Consider the following 21,882-nt stretch of genomic DNA (forward strand, 5'->3'; position numbering starts at 1 on the left):
CGCGTCGGCGAACGGGCGCAGCGACTTTGCATGGTTCGATCGCGCCACGCTGCACGCTTTCGCAGTTTCCATTACATTGCGGATGCGGTCGCGATTGCGCGGCCTTTCCTTCACTTTCATAACGGTGTCTGCCATCGTCGAATCCATGCAGCCAATCGTCTCAGTCACGAATCTGTCGAAAACCTATGCCGGGGGTTTTCATGCGCTAAAAAACATCAATCTGGCGATCGACCGTGGGGAAATCTTCGCCCTTCTGGGACCGAACGGCGCGGGTAAGACCACGCTGATCAGCATCATCTGCGGCATTGTCAACGCGAGCGCAGGCAGCGTGACGGTGGACGGCCGCGACATCGCGACCGACTATCGCGGCGCGCGCTCGCTGATCGGTCTCGTGCCGCAGGAACTCACCACCGACTCGTTCGAGACCGTCTGGGCGACCGTGTCGTTCAGCCGCGGCCTGTTCGGCAAGCCGAAGAATCCGGCTTACGTCGAAAAAGTGTTGCGCGACCTGTCGCTGTGGGAGAAGCGCAATAGCAAGATCATCACGCTGTCGGGCGGCATGAAGCGCCGCGTGCTGATCGCCAAGGCGCTGTCGCACGAGCCGCGCGTGCTGTTCCTCGACGAACCCACGGCGGGCGTGGACGTCGAATTGCGCCGCGACATGTGGCGGCTCGTGCGCTCGCTCGCGGCAAGCGGCGTGACGATTATTCTCACCACGCACTACATCGACGAAGCGGAGGAAATGGCGGACCGCATCGGCGTGATCAACGGCGGAGAAATCATGCTGGTGGAAGAGAAGACCGAACTGATGCGCAAGCTCGGCAAGAAGCAGTTGACGCTGCAACTGGAAAGTCCGCTCACGTCATTGCCGTCCTCGCTCGCGGGCTATGGGCTCGACGTCGCGAAGGGCGGCAACGAACTCATCTACACGTACGAAGGCGACGGCGGCCGCACCGACATCATCGCGCTGCTCAAGGCGCTCGACGACGCCAGCATCCGCTTCAAGGACCTGCACACCACACAGAGTTCGCTTGAAGACATCTTCGTGAGTCTGCTTCGAGGTAACCCATGAACATCTACGCGATTCGCGCGATCTACAAGTTCGAGATGGCGCGCACCTGGCGCACGCTGATGCAAAGCATCATCGCGCCGGTGATTTCCACGTCACTTTACTTTGTCGTGTTCGGCGCGGCGATCGGCTCGCGGATCAAGGAAGTGGACGGCATCAGCTACGGCGCGTTCATCGTGCCGGGTCTGATCATGTTGTCGCTGCTGTCGCAAAGCATTTCGAACGCGTCGTTCGGCATCTACTTTCCGCGCTTCACGGGCACGATTTACGAGCTGTTGTCCGCGCCGGTGTCGTATCTGGAGATCGTCGTGAGTTATGTGGGCGCGGCGGCCACCAAGTCGATTCTGCTCGGCCTCATCATTCTCGCGACGGCGGGCCTCTTCGTGCCGCTGCAAGTGCAGCATCCGTTCTGGATGATCCTGTTCCTCGTGCTGACGGCGGTCACGTTCAGTCTGCTCGGGTTCATTATCGGCATCTGGGCGGATAGTTTCGAGAAGCTGCAACTCGTGCCGTTGCTGATCATCACGCCGCTCACGTTTCTCGGCGGAAGCTTCTATGCGGTCAACATGCTGCCGCCGTTCTGGAAGATCGTGACGCTGTTCAATCCGATCGTGTATCTGGTCAGCGGATTCCGCTGGAGTTTCTACGGACTCGCGGATGTGAACGTGGAGGTGAGCCTGGGTATGACGGCGCTCTTTCTGGCCGTGTTTCTCGCGATCGTCGCGTGGATCTTCAAGACCGGCTACCGGCTGAAGAGCTGAGCGCGTTGCGTTATTCAAAAGGACGACATGACGGCGCGCGCCGCCATGTCGTCTGCTTCTCTTCCGGCTACGGCACGTAAGCCTTGGCGACGTTGATCAACTGCACGCGGTTGCGCACGTTGAACAACTGCCGCAAGCGGCGCAGATGGTAGTCGACGTTATGCGGCGACAGACCGAGGAAATACGCGATTTCCTTGTCGCGCTGACCCTGAACCACCGCCTTCAGCACCGCATGCTGCAACTCGCTCAACGTCACGCGCTGCTGCGCGGGCCTCATGCCGATCACGCTTTTCGCGTGCGTCCAGATGAACTCGTGAATCGTGTGCGCGAACATCAGCGTTTCGGCCACGATCGATTCGGTCATCCAGTGCGGGTTGCCGATCTCCGAGTTGAAGCACAAGCTCGCGCTCAGCTCCGGCTCGGGCAACGGCATTTGCGTGAGAATGCCGCTCTTGCGACCGGTTGCCTCCAGCATGTCGATGAGACCGCTGAGCCGCTCGCTGCGCATCTGCGCGCGTGGCAGGTCGGCGCGCATGCCGGCTGTGTTCCAGAGGAACGGCATGCCGGTCGGCGACGCCAGCGCGACACGCGGATCAAGCTCGAAATAACGCTCGCGGAAATATCGCGTGAGCCAGCTCTGCGACTCGTAGCTCGTGAGCACGAACATCGTCTTGCGATGCGCGGACGTGCGCGTGGCCGTATAGCTGAACGAGTCGAAACCCAACTGCCTGATGCGTTGCCGCACGAATTCGATGCGGTCCTGCGCACTGCCGAACCGCACCAGCGGACTGATGACCGGCGCGCGCCGCGCGGCGGGCGTGGGCGTGCCGATTTCTTCCTCGGTGAAAAGCGTGAGGAAACCCGCGGACGCCGCGCCTGCTGCCGCGCGGCTCGATGCCATCGATGCTTCAGCCGCGTGGGCTGACTTCGCGGCCTGCCGCGTGCCGGCCGGGTAGGCCGGTTGTGCGGTGACCGCTGGGTTGTATGCTGCCGACACCCGGCCGGTTTCGCCTTGCGGCGAACCGGTCAGCCAATGCGGCAGCGTATCGCATTCATGTTCCATGAAACGGTAGCTCCGGCGTTCGAAATGCGTGAAGGACGACACCCTGAATGATTAGCTATTTCCAGAAATTGCGGTAGCCGGTTCCTTGCTATCATTTTTGGGATCTTGCGCTGACAGCGAACCGATAACGTGTGTGTCACAGGTTTTTCTCATTTGCATACGGCACCTCCTGGGGAATGGACGTGTTGACACGAATTCCAAAGCTGACAACGACGCTTGCCTACGACCGCTACTTGGCGGGCCAGAAACTGGTGTCGAGCGCGGATCGCCCGTGGCAGCACCTGGTATTGCGCTCCTATCTCGAACCGGAGGAGCAGGAACTGCTGGAGGCGCCCGGCCCGCGGGACCTCACGCTGATGACGCTCGCGAGCGGCGCCGAACGCCTGGACGCAATCTGAACGGGCGCTGGGAAAGCGCCGAACTGCGAGTGGGCGACGTCTGGTACGTGCCGCCCGCGCCGGTTTCCTGGCGCTGGCGTTCGATCAGCGATGAGCCGCTGTCGACCGTCCATGTGCATATTGAGCGCAGCCTGATCGACAGCATGGCTGATCAGATGGAGCTTGACGGGCCGCGCCGCGAACTGCCGCTCGGCGATGCGATGCAGTTCCACGATCCACGGGTTGCCGCGATGCTTGCTGCATTGCATCGCGCCGCCACCGACCCGGCCGATTCGCGTCTTTATGTCGACGCGCTGGTTCACGTGCTCGCCGCGCATCTTCTTCAGCATTATTCGTACGGCCGGCGCGCGGCAACGGGATGGCCGACGCAGCCCGAACGGCTGGTGCGGCGGCGCATCCGGCGTGTGACCGACTACATTCGCGCCAACCTCGGTGCGGATCTGGCGATCAGCGAACTCGCCGCGCAGGCCGGTCTAAGCGGATTCCGCTTTGTCCGCTTTGCGCCCGCGGTTCTGCCGCGAAACCGGTGAAACGCCGCATCAGTATATGACGCGCTTGCGGCTCGCAGAAGCGGCGCGACTGCGCTTGTCCACCGATCGGCGCGTGCTGCACATTGTCATTGCGGTTGGTTTCGAGAACGCCAGTCATTTCTCCGTGCAGTTCAAGCGCGATTACGGCATGAGCATGACGCCGCTGGCCTACCGGCTGCGCGGCTGACGTGCGGACCCTGCCGCAGACGAGGTTCGGCAACAACCGGCGATGGACGGCGCCCGCTGCGCTCGCCGTTGCTAGCCGGACTCCTGGACAGCCTGGCGGCGCTGCGCCTCTCGATCGCGCTTTGGTTTGATGACCGGCCGGATTGCCGCCGCAAGAAAAGGCGATCCGGCGAGCCGTCTGATGGAATCACGCACCTCTCGAAGTGTGCTGTGCATTGCGCGGCTTGCAAACTACGAACTTTCGTGGCGCGAGAGTCGCCGGACCTGGCATGGCCGTGCTGCGCGGGCTCGCGTGCGCTGCGACGGCCCGCTGCGACGCGCGGTCCAACTGGCCTGACCGCGGGCGCGCCAAGTGTATCTGTCGAAGGCTTGCACAGAACGACAGAATGACCAGCCCACGGCTTGGCCCGAGCCGCGTCTGACCGATCGCCTCATTCAACCGACATACCGGATATCCAGCGATGACCCGACTTCGAATCACCTCCTGCGGCCACGTCTTTATCGCCGAAACGAATCCCGACGCGCCGCAAACCGTGGCCGCCTTCCTGAAACTGCTGCCGTACCGCCAGAAAATCATCCATGTGCGATGGAGCGGCGAAGGCTGCTGGGTGCCGCTCGGCGACTTCAAGCTGGAGAACGGCGGCGCGGCGGTCGGCTTCGAGAATCACACGAGCCATCCGTCGGTCGGCGACATTCTCTTTTATCCGGGCGGCTATAGCGAAACCGAAATCCTGATCGCCTACGGCTCGTGCTGCTTCGCGAGCAAGATGGGGCAGCTCGCGGGCAACCACTTTCTGACTATCGTCGAAGGCAAGGAAAAGCTGCGCGAACTCGGCGTCAAGGTGCTGTGGGAAGGCGCGCAAGACGTGCTGTTCGAACAGATCTGAGCGCGGCCGCCCGTCATGGGCGGCGTCTCGCGAACCTTAAGTAAGTGCTGACGAGCCAGCGTCGACTGGCTCGCAATTTCTCGCGCCGGTTCTCGGCCAGTTTAAGCATTCGGCTTAAAACTACTCAATCCTCTGTCGCGCTGATTAAGACGTTTGGCCCATTCCGTCTGAAAAGCAATAGGCCGTTTAGCTAATTCGCGCTAAAAATTCGCTTTTAGGATTAGTCGTATTCGCGAAGCGTGGGCGCATCTGCACACTGGGCGCTTGAGCCTGGTTTGCCAGGTGAAGCGCGGCGTGTCCTGATCTTTGCTTCGGCGCAAATAATTAGGATGACGTAAGAAAATCTTGGCGTTGAAATTCGAACATTCGGCAATGAGAGGGAGGAATCTTGAACAAGACCTATAAGGCAGTGTGGAACAAAGCGAGGCGCACGTATGTTGCGGTGTCGGAAATGGCAAAAAGCTGCGGCGCACCATGCGCTTCAATATGCCGCGCGCTCACGGCCGCGGGCGCGGGCCTGATCGGCGCGCTGGCGTTCGCGCAACCAGCCGGCGCGCAGGAGGCCGACGCGCTGCGCTACGACAGCAGCGCGCACGACGTGGCGACGCTCGGCAATCCCGGCACGCCTGTCAGGCTGACGAATGTCGCGGACGGCGCGCTGACCGCCTACAGCTCGGACGCGGTAACAGGCGCGCAACTCAACGCGACCAATGAGGCGGTCTCGCAGAATGCGGCGGATCTGTCGAATCTCGCCGGCAACCTCGAAAAAGGCCAGGCAGGCATGGTCCGGCAAGACCCGGACACGGGCAGGCTGAGCATCGGCGCCGCCGCCGACGGCGCGTCCGTCGACTTCACCGGAACAGGCGGGCCGCGCGAACTGCTCGGCGTCGCGGCCGGCACGACGGCCCAGTCGGCGGTCAATCTCGGGCAGCTCAAACAGGTCGTGTCCACGCTCGGCGGCGGCGCTTCGGTCAGCGCGAGCGGTTCGACCGTCGGCCCGAGGTACACCGTGCAGGGCGGTACGCAAACCACCGTGGGCGGGGCGCTGACTTCGCTCGATACGGGCATCACGACGCTTCAGACGCAGCTCGGCTCGGGCAGCATCGGCCTCGTCAGGCAAGACCTCGGGACGCGAGACATTCAGCTCGCGCCGTTGTCGCCGGGTATTCGTGTCAACGTGTCCGGCCTGAACGGAAACCGAACGATTACCGGGCTCGCGCGCGGCGTGATCGGCGCGACCAGTACCGACGCGGTGACCGGCGCGCAGCTTTCCGATCACGCGGCGAGCGTGGCGGCGGCGCTGGGCGGCGGTTCGGCGACGAATCCGGACGGCACGGTCAAGGCGCCGGCTTACAGCATCGGCGGAAAAACCTATGCCGATGTAGGTTCGGCCCTCGCCGCAGCCGTCACGTCGAGCGTGGCGACCAGCACCGCGGCGAGCGCGGCGGCGAGCGGGTCAGCCCTCGCGTTGGCCACCGCCGATTCGATCAGGTACGACACTTCCGCGCATGACACCGTGATTTTCGGCAACGACGGCGCGCCGGTTCGCCTGACCAACGTGCACGCGGGCAGTCTCACTAGCGGCAGCGTGGACGCCGTCAACGGCGCGCAGCTGTTCGCGACCAACCAGGCGGTGGAGCAGAATGCCGACACCCTCGCGAATCTCGACCAGCGCGTCAGCAGCAACACGAGCAACGTCGCGAGCATGGACCAGCGCGTGAGCGCGAACACCACGAAAATCGCCAACCTCGACACGCGCACCTCGACGCTCGAAGGCAGCGTCTCCAACGTGGCGAACCAGATCACGAACGGCGCAATCGGGCTTGCGCAGCAGGATTCGTTTTCGCGCGTGATCAGCGTGGGCCAGAACACGGACGGCGCCCGCGTCGATTTCGCGGGAACGGGCGGCCCGCGCCAATTGACGGGCGTCGCGGCGGGCCTCGCGGACACGTCCGCGGTCAATTTCTCGCAGTTTCAGCCGGTCGTGACCGGGCTTGGCGGCGGCGCGCAAGTCAATATGGACGGCTCGGTGAGCGGTCCGTCCTATCACGTGCAAGGCGGCACGCAGCACAACGTCGGCGATGCGCTCGGCTCGCTCGACAACGGGCTCACCGCGTTGCAACAGAGCGTGGTGAACGGCGGCATGGGGCTCGTGACGCAAGACGCTGCGTCGCGCGTCGTCAAGATTGGCGCGAACACGGACGGCCGGTCGATCAGCGTGGCCGGCACGGCGGGCAACCGCGTGCTCAACGGCGTCGCGCGTGGCTCGCTGGACGCAAGCAGCACCGAGGCTGTCAACGGCGCGCAACTGTTTGCGGCGGCGGCGGGCACGGCCATCGCGCTCGGCGGGGGCTCCGCCGTGAATGCGGACGGCTCGATCAGCGCGCCTTCGTACAAGGTAGGCGGTCAGGTGGTGAACAACGTCGGCAGTGCGCTCGGCAACCTGGACGGGCGCATCGCGCAGAACAGCAGCGACATTGCCGGGCTGCAAAGCACGGTCGGCCAGATCGGCGGCACGGTGGCGAACGCGGTTCAGTACGACAGCTCGGCGCATGACAGATTGACACTCGGCGGGACGGCGGCGAAGGCGCCGGCCGTGCAGTTGACCAACCTGAAGGCCGGCGAGGTATCGGCGACCAGCAGCGATGCCGTGACCGGCGCGCAACTCTGGCAAACCAACCAGCAGATCAGCAGCCTCGACCAGAGCGTCAGGAACTATGCGAATACCGGCAACAGCTTCATGGCCGTCAATAGTTCCGCGAGCGCGTCGCAAGCCGTCGGCAATGGCTCGGTGGCCATGGGCGGCGGAGCGAAGGCGTCGGCGGCGAACACGGTCGCGCTGGGCGAAGGGTCGGTGGCCGATCAGCCCAACACGGTGTCGGTGGGCTCATCCGGAAACGAGCGGCGCATCACGAACCTCGGCGCGGGACAGGCGCCAACCGACGCCGTCAACCTGCAGCAGTTCCAGGGCGGCATGGGCGACCTCGCGCGGCGCGCGTATTCGGGCGCGGCGTCGGCGATGGCAATGAATATGGTCCCTGAAGTCGACGCGACGAAAAACCTCGCCATCGGCGTGGGCACAGCGGGCTATCTGGGCTATCAGGCGGTGGCGGTGGGCCTGTCGGCGCGCATCGCGCAGAACTTCAAGGTGAAGCTGAGCGCGGGCATCAGTTCGGCGGCGACATCGGTGGGCGCGGGCGCCGCGTATCAATGGTAGGAAAGGGACGCCCCGCCGTCTGAAAGGCGGGGCGGTGATGCGCTTACCTGAACAGTTTCATTGCCTGCGTGAGCGTGTTGAACACGCCCCACGCCAGCGGAATCATCACGTACAGCCAGAAGACGACGAGTTTGACCTTGTTGGTCGGATGCACGGGTTGAACGGTCGACATGTGAGTCTCCTTATGCGCCTTTGGCGACTTGTGCGTCGGTCATGTGATGCTTGTCGTCCACACGCTTGACCAACAAGTTGCAGATGAAGCCGATCACCAGCAGCACGGCCATGATATGAACGGTCATCGTGTAGGCATCGGCCTTGGCCACGCCGTGCGCGACTTCATAAGCGCGGATGTAGTTGACCAGCACCGGACCGGCCACGCCAGCCGCCGCCCACGCGGTCAGCAGACGGCCGTGAATGCCGCCGACGAACGCCGTGCCGAACATGTCCGCGAGATAGGCCGGCACCGTCGAAAAACCGCCGCCGTACATCGTGAGGATGATGCAGTACGAGAGCACGAAGAGCGCCATCTGACCGGAGGTCGCGAAAGTCGGCACGAAGTAGTACAGCACCGCGCCGAGTGCGAAGAAGATGAAGTAGGTGTTCTTGCGGCCAATCCAGTCCGAAGCCGATGCCCACACGAAACGGCCGCCCATGTTGAACAGCGACAGGAGCCCGACGAAACCGGCAGCGGCCGCCGGCGTCACGGTGCCCTTGAAGCTCTCCTGAATCATCACGGAAGCCTGGCCGAGAATGCCGATGCCGGCCGTCACGTTCAGGAACAACACGAGCCAGATCAGATAGAACTGCGGCGTCTTCAGCGCCTGGTCGATGTGCACGTGATTGCGCGTGATCATCTTCTGCTGGGCGGTCTGCGGCGGCGTCCAGCCAGCCGGCTTCCAGTCGGCCGGCGGTACGCGGATGGCCAGCGCGCCGATCGACATCGAAATGAAGTACACGATGCCGAGCACGATGAAGGTCTCCGCCACGCCGATGCTCGTGGCGCTGCGGAAGTGGTTCATCAGCGCGACGGAGAGCGGCGCGGCAATCATCGCGCCGCCGCCGAAGCCCATGATCGCCATGCCGGTCGCCATGCCGCGCCGGTCCGGGAACCAGCGGATCAGCGTCGACACCGGCGACACGTAACCCAGACCGAGCCCGATCCCGCCAATCACGCCATAGCCGAGATAGAGCAGCCAAATCTGATGCAGATACACGCCGACGGCGGAAATCAGAAAGCCGCCGCCAAAGCAGCAGGCCGCGGTGAACATCGTGCGGCGCGGGCCGACGTGTTCGAGCCACTTGCCGGCGAAGGCCGCCGACAAACCGAGGAACACGATCGCCAGCGAGAAAATCCAGCCGAGCGACGTGAGCGACCAGTCATCGGGCGCGGATTGCGTGATGCCGATGACTTTCGTCAGCGGACCATTGAACACGGAGAACGCGTACGCCTGGCCGATACAGAGATGGACGGCGAGCGCCGCGGGCGGAACCATCCAGCGCGAAAACCCCGGTTTCGCGACGGTGGCTTCTTTCGAAAAGAACGGTGCGGAGCCTGGTGTGTGCTGCGGCTCGATCATGCTGCTCATGGTCGGTCTCCCGGGAAGCGAAGTCGTTGTTATCGGCGCATCAGACCGAATGCTTGAGTGGTTGCGGCGTGTAGTTGCTATCGATGCGGCGTTCATATATGCGCTTGACTTTCATATGAACGTGCGCAAATTCTCCTGAGAATTTGCCTGGTCGAACGATAGGGCGGCGCAACTAGCTTGGCAATATGAGATGCAAATGCATAAGGCATTGCCCGATGAAATGCGACCGAAATCAGCCAGCGGCGGCGGGAAAACCCAAATTCCGGGTAATGGGCAGCGAATGCTGGTCAGGAAGGTGCCGCATACGGCATGCCTGTCCACAAAGAAAAAAGGCCGGCGGTGGCAGCATCGCCACGCCGGCCTTTCTCAAGCGCGATGAGCTTCTTAGACGTCGCGTCCCGTCTTCATTTTTGCCGCCACCAGAACCGAGATCAGGCAGCCGATCGCCAGATAGCCCGCCACCGGATGCCACGAACCGCCCGCAAAACTGACGAGCGCCACCGCGATAAACGGCGTGAAGCCGCCGCCCACCACGCTCGCCACCTGATAGCCGACACCCGCGCCGCTGTATCGATATTCGGTGCCGAACAGCTCCGTGAACATCGGCTGCTGCACGCTCACCACCATGTCGTGCGCGATGTTCGCGAGCATCACGGCGAAGACCACGATCCACACGGTCGAGCGCGCTTCGAGGGCGAGAAAGAACGGCACCGCGCTGAACATCCCGACGAGCGCGCCGACGATATACACGCGGCGGCGGCCAAAACGGTCGGCGAGCAGGGCAAACAGCGGAATCGTCACGCAACTCACCGCGCCGACAATAAGCCCGATCGTGAGGAAGAATTCGCGCGGCATGTGCAGATTCGCGGTCGAGTAATTGAGTGCGAACGCCGTCACGATATACATTGTGAACAGTTCGGCGAGGCGCAGCGCGATGATCAGCAGAAACGCCTTCGGATGCTGCAGCAGCGCTTCCACGATCGGCAGGCGCACGCGGCGCTCGGCGTGCTGGCCGACTTTCTCGACGAACTCCTGCGACTCTTCCATGTTCGTCCGAATCCACATCGCGATCAGCACCAGCACGACGCTGAAGAGGAACGGCAAGCGCCAGCCCCAGCTCATGAACGACGCGTTGTCCATCGAACGGCTGATCAGCGCGACGAGCCCCGTCGAAAGCACGAGGCCTACGCCGTAGCCGACCTGCACGCCGCTGCTGTAGAACGCCTTTTTCTTTTCCGGCGCGCTTTCCACGGCCATCAGGGCCGCGCCGCCCCATTCGCCGCCGACCGCGAAGCCCTGGATCGCGCGCAGCGTGACGAGCAGCACGGGCGCCAGCCAGCCGATGGTCGAAAACGCGGGCAGCAGACCGATCGCGGCGGTGGAGAGGCCCATCATCATCACCGTCAGAACCAGCATGCGTTTGCGGCCGAGCCGGTCGCCGAAATGGCCGAACACGAAGCCGCCGAGCGGGCGGAAGAGGAAGCCGACGCCGAAGGTGGCGAACGCGGCGAGCGTGCCCATCGCCGGGCTCACTTTCGGAAAGAATTCGGCATTGAAAACCAGTGCCGCGACAATCCCGTACAGCAGAAAGTCGTACCAGTCGACGACAGCGCCGACAAAGCTGCCCAGCGCCGCTTTGCGGGCCCGGCTGCGCGCCGTGCGATTATCGGCCGCTGCGGCCGTCGGGAGGATGGTGCTCATACCGGTGTCTCCTTGAGATTCTCGGACTACTGCGTGACCCGCCGGTTGCTTGCGCGCCGGCTGGCGGGTCTGGTCGGTTGTGGATGTGCGGAAGATTAAAAGACGCAGCCGCTCGCGCACAATCGGCAACAGGCGCGCACTGCGCGATTGTCGAACGCGACTGCGCGCATAGCGCGCGTTTTCCGCGTATACACGGAGGGCGGGAAGTTTGGCGGCCTGCGCAGGCGGGACGTCGGCGCGCGTGCTACCGTAAGTACTTGGTGTGAAAACAACAGTCACTGATATACTACATACAGGATATTGATTTTTGCGGCGGCGCAGCATATGATTGAGTCATTCGTTCACTCAATCGTTTGGAGCTACAAATGGACTTTGTTTCTCTTTCGCTGCTCGCTGCCGCAGTTATTGGCCTGGGCTCTGCCGCCACCGTTCTTCTGACTCGCTGGGTTTCACAGCCTGTCGCGCAACTCGCAGCGCAACATGGCCGGTTCATCGGTCTGGGCGAGCAGCGCGGGGTAGCGGCGGCACCTTATCGTGTGCGCGTTCAACAAGAGGCGATGAATGTCGTCGGAACTTCAAACTGAAGCGGTGGCAACACCTTTAACGTTGTCATTGCAGCCCATCGGCGCGAGCGTGAGCTTGCGCGATCAGGCTTATGCGATGCTGCGCCAGGCTATCGCCGACGCGGATATTTACCAGACACGTGAAGAAATCCGTCTAGACGAACGCGTGCTCAGCGAAACGCTCGGCGTCAGCCGAACGCCGGTGCGCGAGGCCATGACGCTGCTTGAGCAGGAAGGCTTTCTGCGGATGGTGCCGCGCCGCGGCATTTATATCGTGCGCAAGAGCAAGCGCGAGATTGTCGAGATGATTCACATGTGGGCCGCGCTCGAAAGCATGGCCGCGCGACTGGCCACGCAGCGCGCGACCGACGAGGAGATCGCCCGCCTGCGGCACATGTTCGACCATTTCCGCGACGCGACGCCGGCGGAGCACATCGCCGAGTATTCGGATGCGAACATCGCGTTTCACCAGTCAATTGTCGAGTTGTCGAAGTCGCAGATCATTCTCGACACCATCAAGAATATTTTTATCCACGTGCGCGCAATACGACGCATGACGATTTCGCAGAGCGATCGCGCTTCGCGGTCGATCGTCGACCATCTGCGCATCATCGAGGCGCTGGAGCAGCGCGACACAGAGCTGGCCGAGCGGCTCACGCGCCAACATTCGCTCGACCTCGCGGCGTTCGTCGAAGCAAATTGCGATTTTCTGGATTGATGGCTGAGTAGGGCAGGCCGCTCTCGGCGGCAGCAGGCAAGACAAAAGAAGACAAAAAGCAAGGCAAAAGCAGGCGCAAAGCCCGCGGTGTTCACGCACCGCGGGCTTTTTTTTGTTTCATCCGACTTCGTAGGGATATACCGCGCTTGACGCCGCGTGAAATGTGGTATGTGATATATCAACAGCGCGGGAATCGACGGAGACGCTCGGTGTTTTCCCTCGGAACAAAGGCTCAAGCGGCGCTGAACGGCTCGCTTAAGCCCGCCCCGCAAGGCTTGCAGGAGAAGCACCAGCATCAGCGGCGCAATGAAATCGTCCTTGCTTGCATTTGATATATCACATACCGTATGTCGCAGGGACGGCAACACGTACAGAAAAGGGCGATTCTCGAAGCGGGGAGCCGTCCATCGATAACCGTTGCACAACCAAGCAGCACTTTTCATGGAACCGGAGTCAGCGCTCAAGCGCGAACCAGATCGACATAGGAGACGACCATGTCTGCAGTTGTTTCATCCCTGAATCCAGCCACGAGCAGCACCACCGCCGAAGACACGCTCAAGCAGAAGACGCGCAACGCCGGCGTCGTCTCGGGCGGCCATCTGGTCGCGAAGGCGCTGAAAAACGAGGGGGTCGACACGATCTTCACGCTGTGCGGCGGCCACATCATCGACATTTACGACGGCTGTGTGGACGAAGGGATTCGCATTATCGACGTGCGCCACGAGCAGGTCGCGGCGCACGCGGCAGACGGCTACGCGCGTCAGACTGGCAAGCTCGGCTGCGTGGTGACGACAGCCGGTCCCGGCTGCACAAACGCCGTGACCGGCATTGCCACGGCGTTCCGTTCGGAAAGCCCGGTTCTTCATATCGGCGGACAAGGCGCGCTGACGCAGCACAAGATGGGCTCGCTGCAAGACCTGCCGCACGTCGACATCATGTCGCCGATCACGAAGTTCGCGGCCAGCGTGTCGAGCACCGAGCGCGTTGCCGACATGATTTCGATGGCCGCGCGCGAGTGCTTCAACGGCGCGCCCGGTCCGGCTTACCTGGAAATTCCGCGTGACGTGCTCGACCGTGAAGTCGATCTGACGCGCGCCGTCGTGCCGCAACCGGGGCACTATCGCGCGTCGACGAAATCGGTTGGCGATCCGCGCGACATCGAAAAGCTTGCGGACATTCTCGTGAATTCCGAGCGCCCCGCGATTCTCTACGGTCAGCAGGCGTGGACCGCGCGCGGCCACGAAGAAGCGGTCGCCCTGCTGCGCGGCCTCGACATCCCGGGCTATTTCAACGGCGCGAGCCGCGGCCTGTTGCCGCCGGGCGATCCGCATCACTTCGACCGCACGCGTTCGCAGGCGTTTGCCAATGCGGATGTGCTGATCGTCGTCGGCACGCCGTTCGATTTCCGCATGGGTTACGGCAAGCGCATCAGCAAGGAACTGACGCTCGTGCAGATCGATATGGATTACCGGACGGTCGGCAAGAATCGCGACATCGATCTCGGTCTCGTCGGCGATCCGGGCGCGATTCTCGCCGCCGTGCTGCAAGCCGCGAGCGGCCGTCTGAAAGACGACAAGCGCCAGGCGCGCCGCAAATGGATGGCACAGTTGCAGGACGCCGAAGTCACCGCGACTGAAAAGCTGATGCCGCTCTTCAAGTCGAACAGCACGCCGATTCATCCGTATCGCGTCGCGTACGAGCTGAACGAATTCCTGGCCGACGACACCATCTACATCGGCGACGGCGGCGACGTCGTGACGATTTCCGCGCAAGCAGTGCGGCCGCGCCGTCCGGGGCAATGGATGGACCCCGGCGCGCTCGGCTCGCTCGGCGTGGGCACCGGCTTCGCGCTCGCGGCCAAGATCGCGCATCCGCACAAGGAAGTGCTGTGCTACTACGGCGACGGCTCCTTCGGCATGACCGCCTTCGACATGGAAACGGCCAACCGCTTTGGTGCGCCGTACCTCGCGGTGATCGGCAACAACTCGGCGATGAATCAGATCCGCTACGGCCAGCTTGCCAAATACGGCGATGAGCGCGGCAACGTCGGCAATCTGCTGAGCGACGTGCCGTTCAGCAAGTTCGCCGAAATGCTCGGCGGCCACGGCGAGGAAGTGCGCGATCCCGCGCAGATCGCAGGCGCGTTGCAGCGCGCGCGCGAAGCGATTCATCGCACCGGCCGCTCGGCAGTCGTCAATATCTGGGTCGATCCGCGCGAGTACGCGCCGGGAACCAAGAACCAGACCATGTACAAGTGATACGGATACCTAAGGAGACATGACATGGGCAAAGCACTCGACGGCGTGCGCATTCTCGATTTCACACATGTGCAATCGGGGCCGACCTGCACGCAATTGCTGGCGTGGTTCGGCGCGGACGTGATCAAGGTGGAGCGAGCCGGAGCCGGCGACATCACGCGCGAACAGCTGCGCGATATTCCGGACGTGGACAGCCTGTACTTCACGATGCTCAATCACAACAAGCGCTCGGTGACGATCGATACGAAGAATCCGGAAGGCAAGCAGGTGCTGGAGGCGCTGATCCACCAATGCGACGTGCTGGTGGAGAACTTCGCGCCGGGCGCGCTCGACCGCATGGGCTTCACGTGGGAGCGCATTCAGGAATTGAATCCGCGCATGATCGTCGCGTCGGTGAAGGGCTTCGGCCCCGGTCCGTACGAGGACTGCAAGGTCTATGAGAACGTCGCGCAATGCGCGGGCGGCGCCGCGTCCACCACGGGTTTTGACGACGGCCCGCCGGTCGTGACGGGCGCGCAGATCGGCGATAGCGGCACGGGTTTGCATCTCGCGCTCGGCATCGTCACCGCGCTCTATCAGCGCACGCAAACCGGCCGGGGGCAGCGCGTGCTCGCCGCGATGCAGGACGGCGTGCTCAATCTGTGCCGTGTGAAGCTGCGCGATCAACAACGGCTCGAACGCACGGGCGAGATGAAAGAGTATCCGCAATATCCGAACGGCCAGTTCGGCGAAGCGGTGCCGCGCGCGGGCAATGCATCGGGCGGCGGCCAGCCGGGCTGGATTCTGAAATGCAAAGGCTGGGAGACCGACCCGAACGCGTATATCTACTTCATCACGCAGGCGCCGGTGTGGACCAAGATCTGCAACGTGATCGGCAAGGAAGAGTGGGCCACCGACCCCGACTACGCGACGCCCGCCGCGCGACTGCCGCGTTTGAAGGAGATCTTCGCGGAGATCGAGCGCTGGACCATGACCAAGTCCAAGTTCGAGGCCATGCAGATTCTCAACAAGTACGACATTCCGTGCGGGCCGATTCTCTCGATGAAGGAAATCGCCGAGGAGCCCTCGCTGCGCAAAACCGGCACGATCGTCGAAGTGGATCATCCGAAGCGCGGAAAGTATTTGACAGTTGGGAATCCTATTAAATTGTCGGATAGCCCAACCGAGGTGAAGCGCTCGCCGCTGCTTGGCGAACATACCGACGAGGTCATGGCTGAACTGGGTTATTCGCCCGAACAGATCAGCGCATTGCGTACCGCCGGCGCCATCTAGGCGCACACACCGTAGAGCAGGCCGCCCGCCGCTCGCCAGTCGGGCGAGCGCGGTGCCGGGCGGCGCCTTTCGAACCCGCATTGGAGACGGCAGCACATGGCATACGAAGACTCGCTTTCACTGAAGGAACGCGGCACCGCTCATACGCAGAACGAGCGTGCGTCGGTCGCTAATAAAGAAGTCGTGCGGCACATTCTCGATCACGCCAAGGCGGAGGGCCGCACCTCGCTCACCGCGCCGGAAGGCAAGCTCGTGTGCGACGTCTACGGCATTGCGGTGCCGAAAGAGGCGCTCGCCACGACCGCGGAGGAAGCCGCGCAAGCCGCGGCGGAAATCGGCTTTCCGGTCGTGTTGAAGATCGTGTCGCCGGAGATTCTGCACAAGACGGAAGCAGGCGGCGTGCTCGTCGGCGTAAAGAATGCCGCCGATGTGGCGCAAGGCTTCAGCACGATCATGGAGAACGCGAAGCGCTATAACGCGCAGGCCAACCTGCTCGGCGTGCAGGTGCAGCAGATGATCGGCGGCGGCCAGGAAGTGATCGTCGGCGCGGTGACCGATCCGTCGTTCGGCAAGCTGGTGGCGTTCGGTCTTGGCGGCGTGCTCGTCGAAGTACTGAAGGACATCACGTTTCGACTTGCGCCGGCCACGCGTGATGACGCGCGCTCGATGCTCGACGGCATCGCGGCGGCCGACATGCTCAAGGGCGTGCGCGGCGGCGAGCCGGTGGACCGCGAGGCGCTCGCCGGGCTGATCGAAAGCGTGTCGCGTCTCGTGTCCGATTTCCCCGAAATCTCGGAACTGGATCTGAACCCGGTGTTCGCCAGCAAGCGCGGCGCGATTGCCGCCGACGTGCGGATCGTGCTCGACTTCGCGCCGCCTGTCGAACGCTATCGGCCGAGCCAGGAAGACATCGTGCGGCAGATGAACCGCATCATGAAGCCGGACCGCGTCGCGGTGATCGGCGCGTCGGCGGAAGAAGGCAAGATCGGCAATTCGGTCATGAAGAATCTGATCAACGGCGGCTATCAGGGCGAGATCTATCCGATCCACCCGAAGGCCGACGAGATCATGGGACACAAGGCCTATAAAAGCGTGCTGGACGTGCCGGGCGATATCGACGTAGCCGTGTTTGCGATTCCCGCCAAATTCGTGGCCGGCGCGCTGACCGAAGTGGGCAAGAAGCACATTCCCGGCGCGGTGCTGATTCCGTCCGGCTTTGCGGAAACCGGCAATGTGGAGGGCCAGCAGGAAATCGTGGCGATTGCGCGCGAATACGACATTCGCCTGATGGGCCCGAATATCTACGGCTTCTACTACACGCCGAAGAACCTGTGTGCAACGTTTTGCACACCGTACGATGTGCAAGGCAAGGCGGCGCTGTCGTCGCAGTCCGGCGGCATCGGCATGGCGATCATCGGCTTCTCGCGCTCGGCGAAGATGGGCGTGTCGGCAATCGTGGGGCTCGGCAACAAGTCCGATATCGACGAAGACGATCTGCTCACATTCTTCGAGCAGGACGAGAACACCGACATCATCGCGCAGCATTGCGAGGACCTGAAAGATGGCCGCGCCTTCGCGGAAACGGCGGCGCGCGTGTCGAAGAAAAAACCGGTGGTGGTGTTGAAAGCGGGCCGCACAAGTCTCGGTGCGCGCGCCGCGAGTTCGCATACCGGCGCGCTCGCGGGCAACGACCGCATCTATGAAGATGTGTTCAAGCAATGCGGCGTGATCCGCGCGCGCTCGCTGCGCGATCTGCTCGAATTCGCGCGCGGCATTCCGAAGCTGCCGACGCCGAAGGGCGAGAACGTGGTGATCATCACGGGCGCGGGCGGCTCAGGCGTGCTGCTGTCCGATGCGTGCGTGGACAACCGTCTGTCGCTGATGACCATGCCCGCCGATCTCGACGCCGCATTCCGCAAGTTCATTCCTCCGTTCGGCGCGGCGGGCAATCCCGTCGATATCACGGGCGGCGAGCCGCCTTCGACGTACCAGAACACCATTCGCCTCGGGCTCGAAGATCCGCGCATCCACGCCATCATTCTCGGCTACTGGCACACGATCATCACGCCGCCCATGGTGTTCGCGCGACTCGTTGTCGAAGTGAAGGAGGAGATGAAGGCGCGCGGCATCGAGAAGCCGATCGTCGCATCGCTCGCGGGCGATGTCCAGGTGGAAGAGGCCGCCGAATATCTGTACGCGCATGGTGTGCCCGCGTATGCGTATTCCACGGAGATTCCCGTTGCGGTGCTCGGCGCGAAGTATCAGTGGGCACGGGGCGCTGGATTGATCTGACGCGTCAAACGAAGGGCGGCACGGTTTTCTTCGCGATGAACAAGGAAAGCCGTGCCGAAGCGCTCAAGGAGCGGCATATGGATACGTGGATGCGTTTCATGTCGAACGATGGCGGCGTGGTATTCGGCCGCATCGAAGGTGCCTATCTGCACGAGTACGAAAGTCTGGAGCAGCCGGTGCCGACCGGCGCCGTGCTCTCGACGCGCGCGCTCACGCCGCTCGCGCCGTGCGCGCCCGGCAAGATCGTCGCGCTCTGGAACAACTATCACGCGCTTGCCGCGAAGCTCGACAAGCCGGTGCCGTCGCATCCGCTTTTCCTGCTGAAGCCGGCGGCCTCGGTGATCGGCTCCGGCGAGCCGATCCGGCGGCCGCCTGGCTACGCGGGAAAAATTGTCTATGAAGGCGAGCTTGGCATCGTGATCGGCCGCCGGTGTCGCAATGCGAGCGTGGAAGAAGCGGCGCGCGCGATCTTCGGTTACACGCTCGTCAACGATGTGACCGCCGCAGACCTGCTGAACGAGAATCCGCATTTTCCGCAATGGTGCCGCGCGAAGGGCTTCGATACGTTCTGCTGCATTGGACCCGCGATCGTCTCCGGTTTCGCCTGGCGAAGCGCGCATCTCGTGACGATGCTCGACGACGTCGAGCGGCAAAATTATCCGCTCTCCGACATGGTGTTCACGCCGGCCGAGCAGGTGAGTCTCATCTCGCAGGATCTCACGCTCGAACCCGGCGACGTGATCGCATGCGGTACGTCGGTGGGCGTGGGGTCGATCAGGGACGGCGCGACGGTGTCGGTTCGCATCGACGGAATCGGCACGCTGCGCAATACGCTGAACGCCGCGCAAGCGGCGGTGCAGGAAACGCCGGACCCCGGCGTGATGGCGGGACTTATCTGAACGATGGATCGATCTGCGGGCCACAAGCTCGCGGCATTGCATCACAACACGAAGGAGCACGCGTGCCGCAAGCTTCTGACAGTGCCGTGTGGCTCGGAATGTTCGTCTCGCTGACGGCCGCGTTGGCGCTCGGCTCCGTGCTCGCGGCGGCCGGGCAACTGCCGTTGCAACCGCGGCGCTTCCACGCCGCGCACGCTACGTTCAGACGACGGCCTTACTGGCACGCCGGCGCGTTGGCTGCGATGCTCGCGGCCGTGCTGGCGGCGGGCCTCGGCGCGAGCGATGGCGTGGTGTGCGCGGCGCTCGCGGGCGCGCTGGCCGGCGCATGGCTCGTGCGCCGCCGCAATCTCACGCGACGTCCGCTTCTCGTTGCATTGCTTGCGAGCGGCATGGGTTTCTCCGTCGTCTTCGCGGGCGTGGCGCGTTACTGGTTCTCGCCATCGTCGCTCGCGTCTATTGCTCAAGCGAATCTCCAGCGCATCGAACTCTATGTGGCGGTGTTCACCGGCGCGCTGATCTTCGCGACATCGGCGATGGCGTTTTGCAAATTGCGCGGTGTGCTGCCGCGTCGCGTGCCGGCGCGTCCTGGGCACGACATGGTCAACGCGGCCGCGCTGTTGCTGTGCGCGTGGCTCGGCTACGGCTTCGCCACCGAACAGGCGCAGCCATTCGGACTCGCTGCGTTGCTCGCGATGAGTCTGCTCGCGTCTTCCATCGGCGTGCATGTGATGCTGAGCCGCGAGTCGTCAAAGGATCACGCCGAACCTGTGCATGAACGGGACGCCGCCATGGTGCGCGCGACAGCATACGGCCACCGTCGACTCTGGCATAACAGCGGCAGTGCGCAACGCCTCGCCACACGTGTCCGCGCAGCGCGGCGCTCATCCCACCGCTCCACGATTGGCCGACAGAGATGAACCCATCCGGAGCCGAAATCGCACAAGGCGGGAACAGTGTCCCGCCGATTCGCTCACTCGCTGGCCGCGGCGAATGCGCTGAAGTATTGCGCTTTCTTTTGCAGGATCAGTTGCGCGAGAAAGTCAGCGTCGTACGCGCGATGAAGATGCGCATGGAAGCGCTCGATGTAAGCCGTAATGCGAGCCGCCTCGCTATTGAATTCCCTGAGCACGTCGAGCGTGGCGTGGTCCCAGCGAAAGCGCAGGCCGAGATCGCTGAACGCCGCGTTGTAGGCGCTCAGATGCGGATCGTCGGGATGGTCGGCGCTCGCGCGAACTGCGCGCGCGCTGGCATGAGTCGCAACCGAAGCGTGGTTCATGATCGGCCTCCTGGGCTGTCAAGTGATGGAACTCGCTTGCAGCATAGAAGTACTGACCGATTTGCAATAGTTAAAGTTTTATTGGATTTCCATAGCCTACTGCTTATAGACGCTCAATTCCTTCACACGAGTGATCTTCTCGATGAGGTTCGCGCCTTCTTCCATGAGGAAGCGTTTGAAGGCCACGGCAACCGGCGGAAGTCGCTTGTTCTTCCGATGAACCACGTACCAGTTGAGCATGACCGGAAAGCTCTCGACATCGAGCACGACGAGATGACCCAGTTGCAACTCCAGGCTGATCGTATGCGCGGACAGAAAGGCGATGCCCATGCCGGCAATGACTGCCTGCTTGATCGTCTCGGTGCTCTTGATCTCCATGGCGATCTTCAGGTTCGACAGACGGCCCGCGAAGCCTTCTTCCATCGAATTCCACGTATCGGAGCCGCGCTCGCGCACGATGAACGCCTCGTTCGCCAACTGGCTCATTCTGATGTTGCGCTTGTGCGCGAGCGGATGCGTGGGCGCGGCCACGATCACATACGGGTGAGGCGCGAACGGCTCGTTCGTGGCGTCCATTTCATGCGGCGGCCGCACCATGACCGCGAGATCCGTCTGGTTGGTCGCGAGCTGATGCAGGAGTTGCTCGCGATTGTGCACTGCGAGGTTGAGCACGACGCCCGCGTAACGTCGCGTGAATTCGGCCAGCAGGCGCGGAAAGAAATAGTCGCCGGCGCTGATCACCGCGACATTCAGCTTGCCGCCGGAGACGCCCTTGAGCTGGCTCATCGCTTCGTCGACTTCGTGAAACTGCTGAATGATCGCGCGGCTGTAGTGCAGCATTTCGGTGCCGGCCGGCGTGAGGTAGATCTTTTTACCGAGTTGCTCGAAGAGCGGAAGTCCGGCGTGTTCTTCGAGTTGACGAACCTGAGTCGAGACGGCCGGCTGGGTGAGATGCAGTTCCTCGGCTGCGCGCGAAAAGCTCAGGTGGCGCGCCACGGTTTCGAACACCTTCAATTGACGCAGCGTGGCATTGCGCATCGTCATGGCCGATGTATAAGCAAATGTGAATCGACATAATAACAAACTTTAATTATTAGTAATTCAGCAATGACCCTAGCATGGGTTTGTATAAGAAGGCGGAGGTGCCGGCGCGACACTCGGGTTAACGCGTGGATACGAGGCGCGGCGGACCAAGGCGGGGATTGG

Annotated in this window: 18 protein-coding genes and 1 pseudogene; 13 read left to right on the forward strand and 6 right to left on the reverse strand. The window is 62.9% G+C overall.

Features of this window, described 5'->3' with window-relative positions; all coding sequences use genetic code 11:
- Nucleotides 1-145 precede the first annotated feature (145 nt).
- Entirely contained in the window at nt 146-1,072 is a 927-nt protein-coding gene (locus VOM14_RS21345; RefSeq protein ID WP_327630736.1) for an ABC transporter ATP-binding protein, read from the forward strand.
- The gene (locus VOM14_RS21350) at nt 1,069-1,830 is read left to right on the forward strand and encodes an ABC transporter permease (protein ID WP_327630737.1); all 762 of its coding nucleotides are present in this window, start codon (nt 1,069-1,071) and stop codon (nt 1,828-1,830) included. The genes VOM14_RS21345 and VOM14_RS21350 overlap by 4 nt, the downstream gene beginning before the upstream one ends.
- Nucleotides 1,831-1,897: 67 nt before the next feature.
- Here the strand turns inward: VOM14_RS21350 and VOM14_RS21355 are convergent, their stop codons facing one another.
- Entirely contained in the window at nt 1,898-2,893 is a 996-nt protein-coding gene (locus VOM14_RS21355; RefSeq protein WP_327630738.1) for a helix-turn-helix transcriptional regulator, read from the reverse strand.
- Between the two features lie 176 nt (nt 2,894-3,069).
- On the opposite strand from VOM14_RS21355, the pseudogene VOM14_RS21360 reads away from it, so the two are divergent.
- The 3 genes and pseudogenes from VOM14_RS21360 (at nt 3,070) to VOM14_RS21370 (ending at nt 8,111) form a co-directional block, all read left to right on the forward strand.
- Nucleotides 3,070-4,008, forward strand: a pseudogene (locus VOM14_RS21360) (helix-turn-helix domain-containing protein).
- 460 nt (nt 4,009-4,468) lie between these two features.
- Nucleotides 4,469-4,894 carry a DUF3830 family protein gene (locus VOM14_RS21365; protein WP_327630739.1) on the forward strand — a complete coding sequence of 142 codons (426 nt, stop codon included), beginning with the start codon at nt 4,469-4,471 and terminating at the stop codon, nt 4,892-4,894.
- A 385-nt stretch (nt 4,895-5,279) separates the two neighbouring features.
- Nucleotides 5,280-8,111, forward strand: a complete 2,832-nt coding sequence (locus tag VOM14_RS21370; protein ID WP_327630891.1) for a YadA-like family protein — start codon at nt 5,280-5,282, stop codon at nt 8,109-8,111.
- 43 nt (nt 8,112-8,154) lie between these two features.
- Here the strand turns inward: VOM14_RS21370 and VOM14_RS21375 are convergent, their stop codons facing one another.
- Entirely contained in the window at nt 8,155-8,283 is a 129-nt protein-coding gene (locus tag VOM14_RS21375) for an MFS transporter small subunit (RefSeq protein ID WP_327630740.1), read from the reverse strand.
- A 10-nt stretch (nt 8,284-8,293) separates the two neighbouring features.
- A complete protein-coding gene (locus VOM14_RS21380; RefSeq protein ID WP_327630741.1) occupies nt 8,294-9,697 on the reverse strand; it encodes an L-lactate MFS transporter in 1,404 nt (467 codons plus the stop codon).
- Between the two features lie 196 nt (nt 9,698-9,893).
- On the opposite strand from VOM14_RS21380, the gene VOM14_RS21385 reads away from it, so the two are divergent.
- Nucleotides 9,894-10,076 (forward strand): hypothetical protein, encoded by a 183-nt coding sequence (locus VOM14_RS21385; protein WP_327630742.1) that lies wholly within the window; start codon nt 9,894-9,896, stop codon nt 10,074-10,076.
- 5 nt (nt 10,077-10,081) lie between these two features.
- Here the strand turns inward: VOM14_RS21385 and shiA are convergent, their stop codons facing one another.
- The gene (gene shiA / locus VOM14_RS21390) at nt 10,082-11,398 is read right to left on the reverse strand and encodes a shikimate transporter (RefSeq protein ID WP_327630743.1); all 1,317 of its coding nucleotides are present in this window, start codon (nt 11,396-11,398) and stop codon (nt 10,082-10,084) included.
- A 365-nt stretch (nt 11,399-11,763) separates the two neighbouring features.
- Here shiA and VOM14_RS21395 point away from each other — a divergent pair, with 365 nt between their 5' ends.
- The 7 genes from VOM14_RS21395 to VOM14_RS21425 all read left to right on the forward strand — a co-directional run bounded on the left by VOM14_RS21395 (nt 11,764) and on the right by VOM14_RS21425 (nt 20,317).
- Nucleotides 11,764-11,982: a hypothetical protein gene (locus VOM14_RS21395; protein WP_327630744.1), complete on the forward strand. Its 219-nt coding sequence runs from the start codon at nt 11,764-11,766 to the stop codon at nt 11,980-11,982.
- Complete coding sequence (locus VOM14_RS21400) at nt 11,960-12,679, forward strand: GntR family transcriptional regulator (protein WP_327630745.1); 720 nt, start codon at nt 11,960-11,962, stop codon at nt 12,677-12,679. Before VOM14_RS21395 ends, VOM14_RS21400 begins: the two co-directional genes overlap by 23 nt.
- Nucleotides 12,680-13,173: 494 nt before the next feature.
- Nucleotides 13,174-14,937, forward strand: coding sequence for a thiamine pyrophosphate-binding protein (locus VOM14_RS21405; RefSeq protein WP_327630746.1), 1,764 nt, complete (start codon nt 13,174-13,176; stop codon nt 14,935-14,937).
- Between the two features lie 24 nt (nt 14,938-14,961).
- Nucleotides 14,962-16,209 (forward strand): formyl-CoA transferase, encoded by a 1,248-nt coding sequence (gene frc, locus VOM14_RS21410; RefSeq protein WP_327630747.1) that lies wholly within the window; start codon nt 14,962-14,964, stop codon nt 16,207-16,209.
- A gap of 96 nt (nt 16,210-16,305) precedes the next feature.
- Nucleotides 16,306-18,501, forward strand: coding sequence for an acetate--CoA ligase family protein (locus VOM14_RS21415; protein ID WP_327630748.1), 2,196 nt, complete (start codon nt 16,306-16,308; stop codon nt 18,499-18,501).
- Between the two features lie 77 nt (nt 18,502-18,578).
- Complete coding sequence (locus VOM14_RS21420) at nt 18,579-19,400, forward strand: fumarylacetoacetate hydrolase family protein (protein ID WP_327630892.1); 822 nt, start codon at nt 18,579-18,581, stop codon at nt 19,398-19,400.
- A gap of 62 nt (nt 19,401-19,462) precedes the next feature.
- A complete protein-coding gene (locus tag VOM14_RS21425; protein WP_327630749.1) occupies nt 19,463-20,317 on the forward strand; it encodes an NAD(P)(+) transhydrogenase (Re/Si-specific) subunit beta in 855 nt (284 codons plus the stop codon).
- 53 nt (nt 20,318-20,370) lie between these two features.
- Here VOM14_RS21425 and VOM14_RS21430 read toward each other — a convergent pair whose 3' ends face one another.
- Both VOM14_RS21430 and VOM14_RS21435 read right to left on the reverse strand, forming a co-directional pair.
- Nucleotides 20,371-20,676 (reverse strand): hypothetical protein, encoded by a 306-nt coding sequence (locus VOM14_RS21430; protein ID WP_327630750.1) that lies wholly within the window; start codon nt 20,674-20,676, stop codon nt 20,371-20,373.
- 96 nt (nt 20,677-20,772) lie between these two features.
- Nucleotides 20,773-21,720, reverse strand: a complete 948-nt coding sequence (locus VOM14_RS21435) for a LysR family transcriptional regulator (protein ID WP_327630751.1) — start codon at nt 21,718-21,720, stop codon at nt 20,773-20,775.
- Nucleotides 21,721-21,882 lie beyond the last annotated feature (162 nt).

It is taken from the genome of Paraburkholderia sp. MPAMCS5 (assembly GCF_036016995.1).
In the GTDB taxonomy this organism is placed as follows: Bacteria; Pseudomonadota; Gammaproteobacteria; order Burkholderiales; family Burkholderiaceae; genus Paraburkholderia.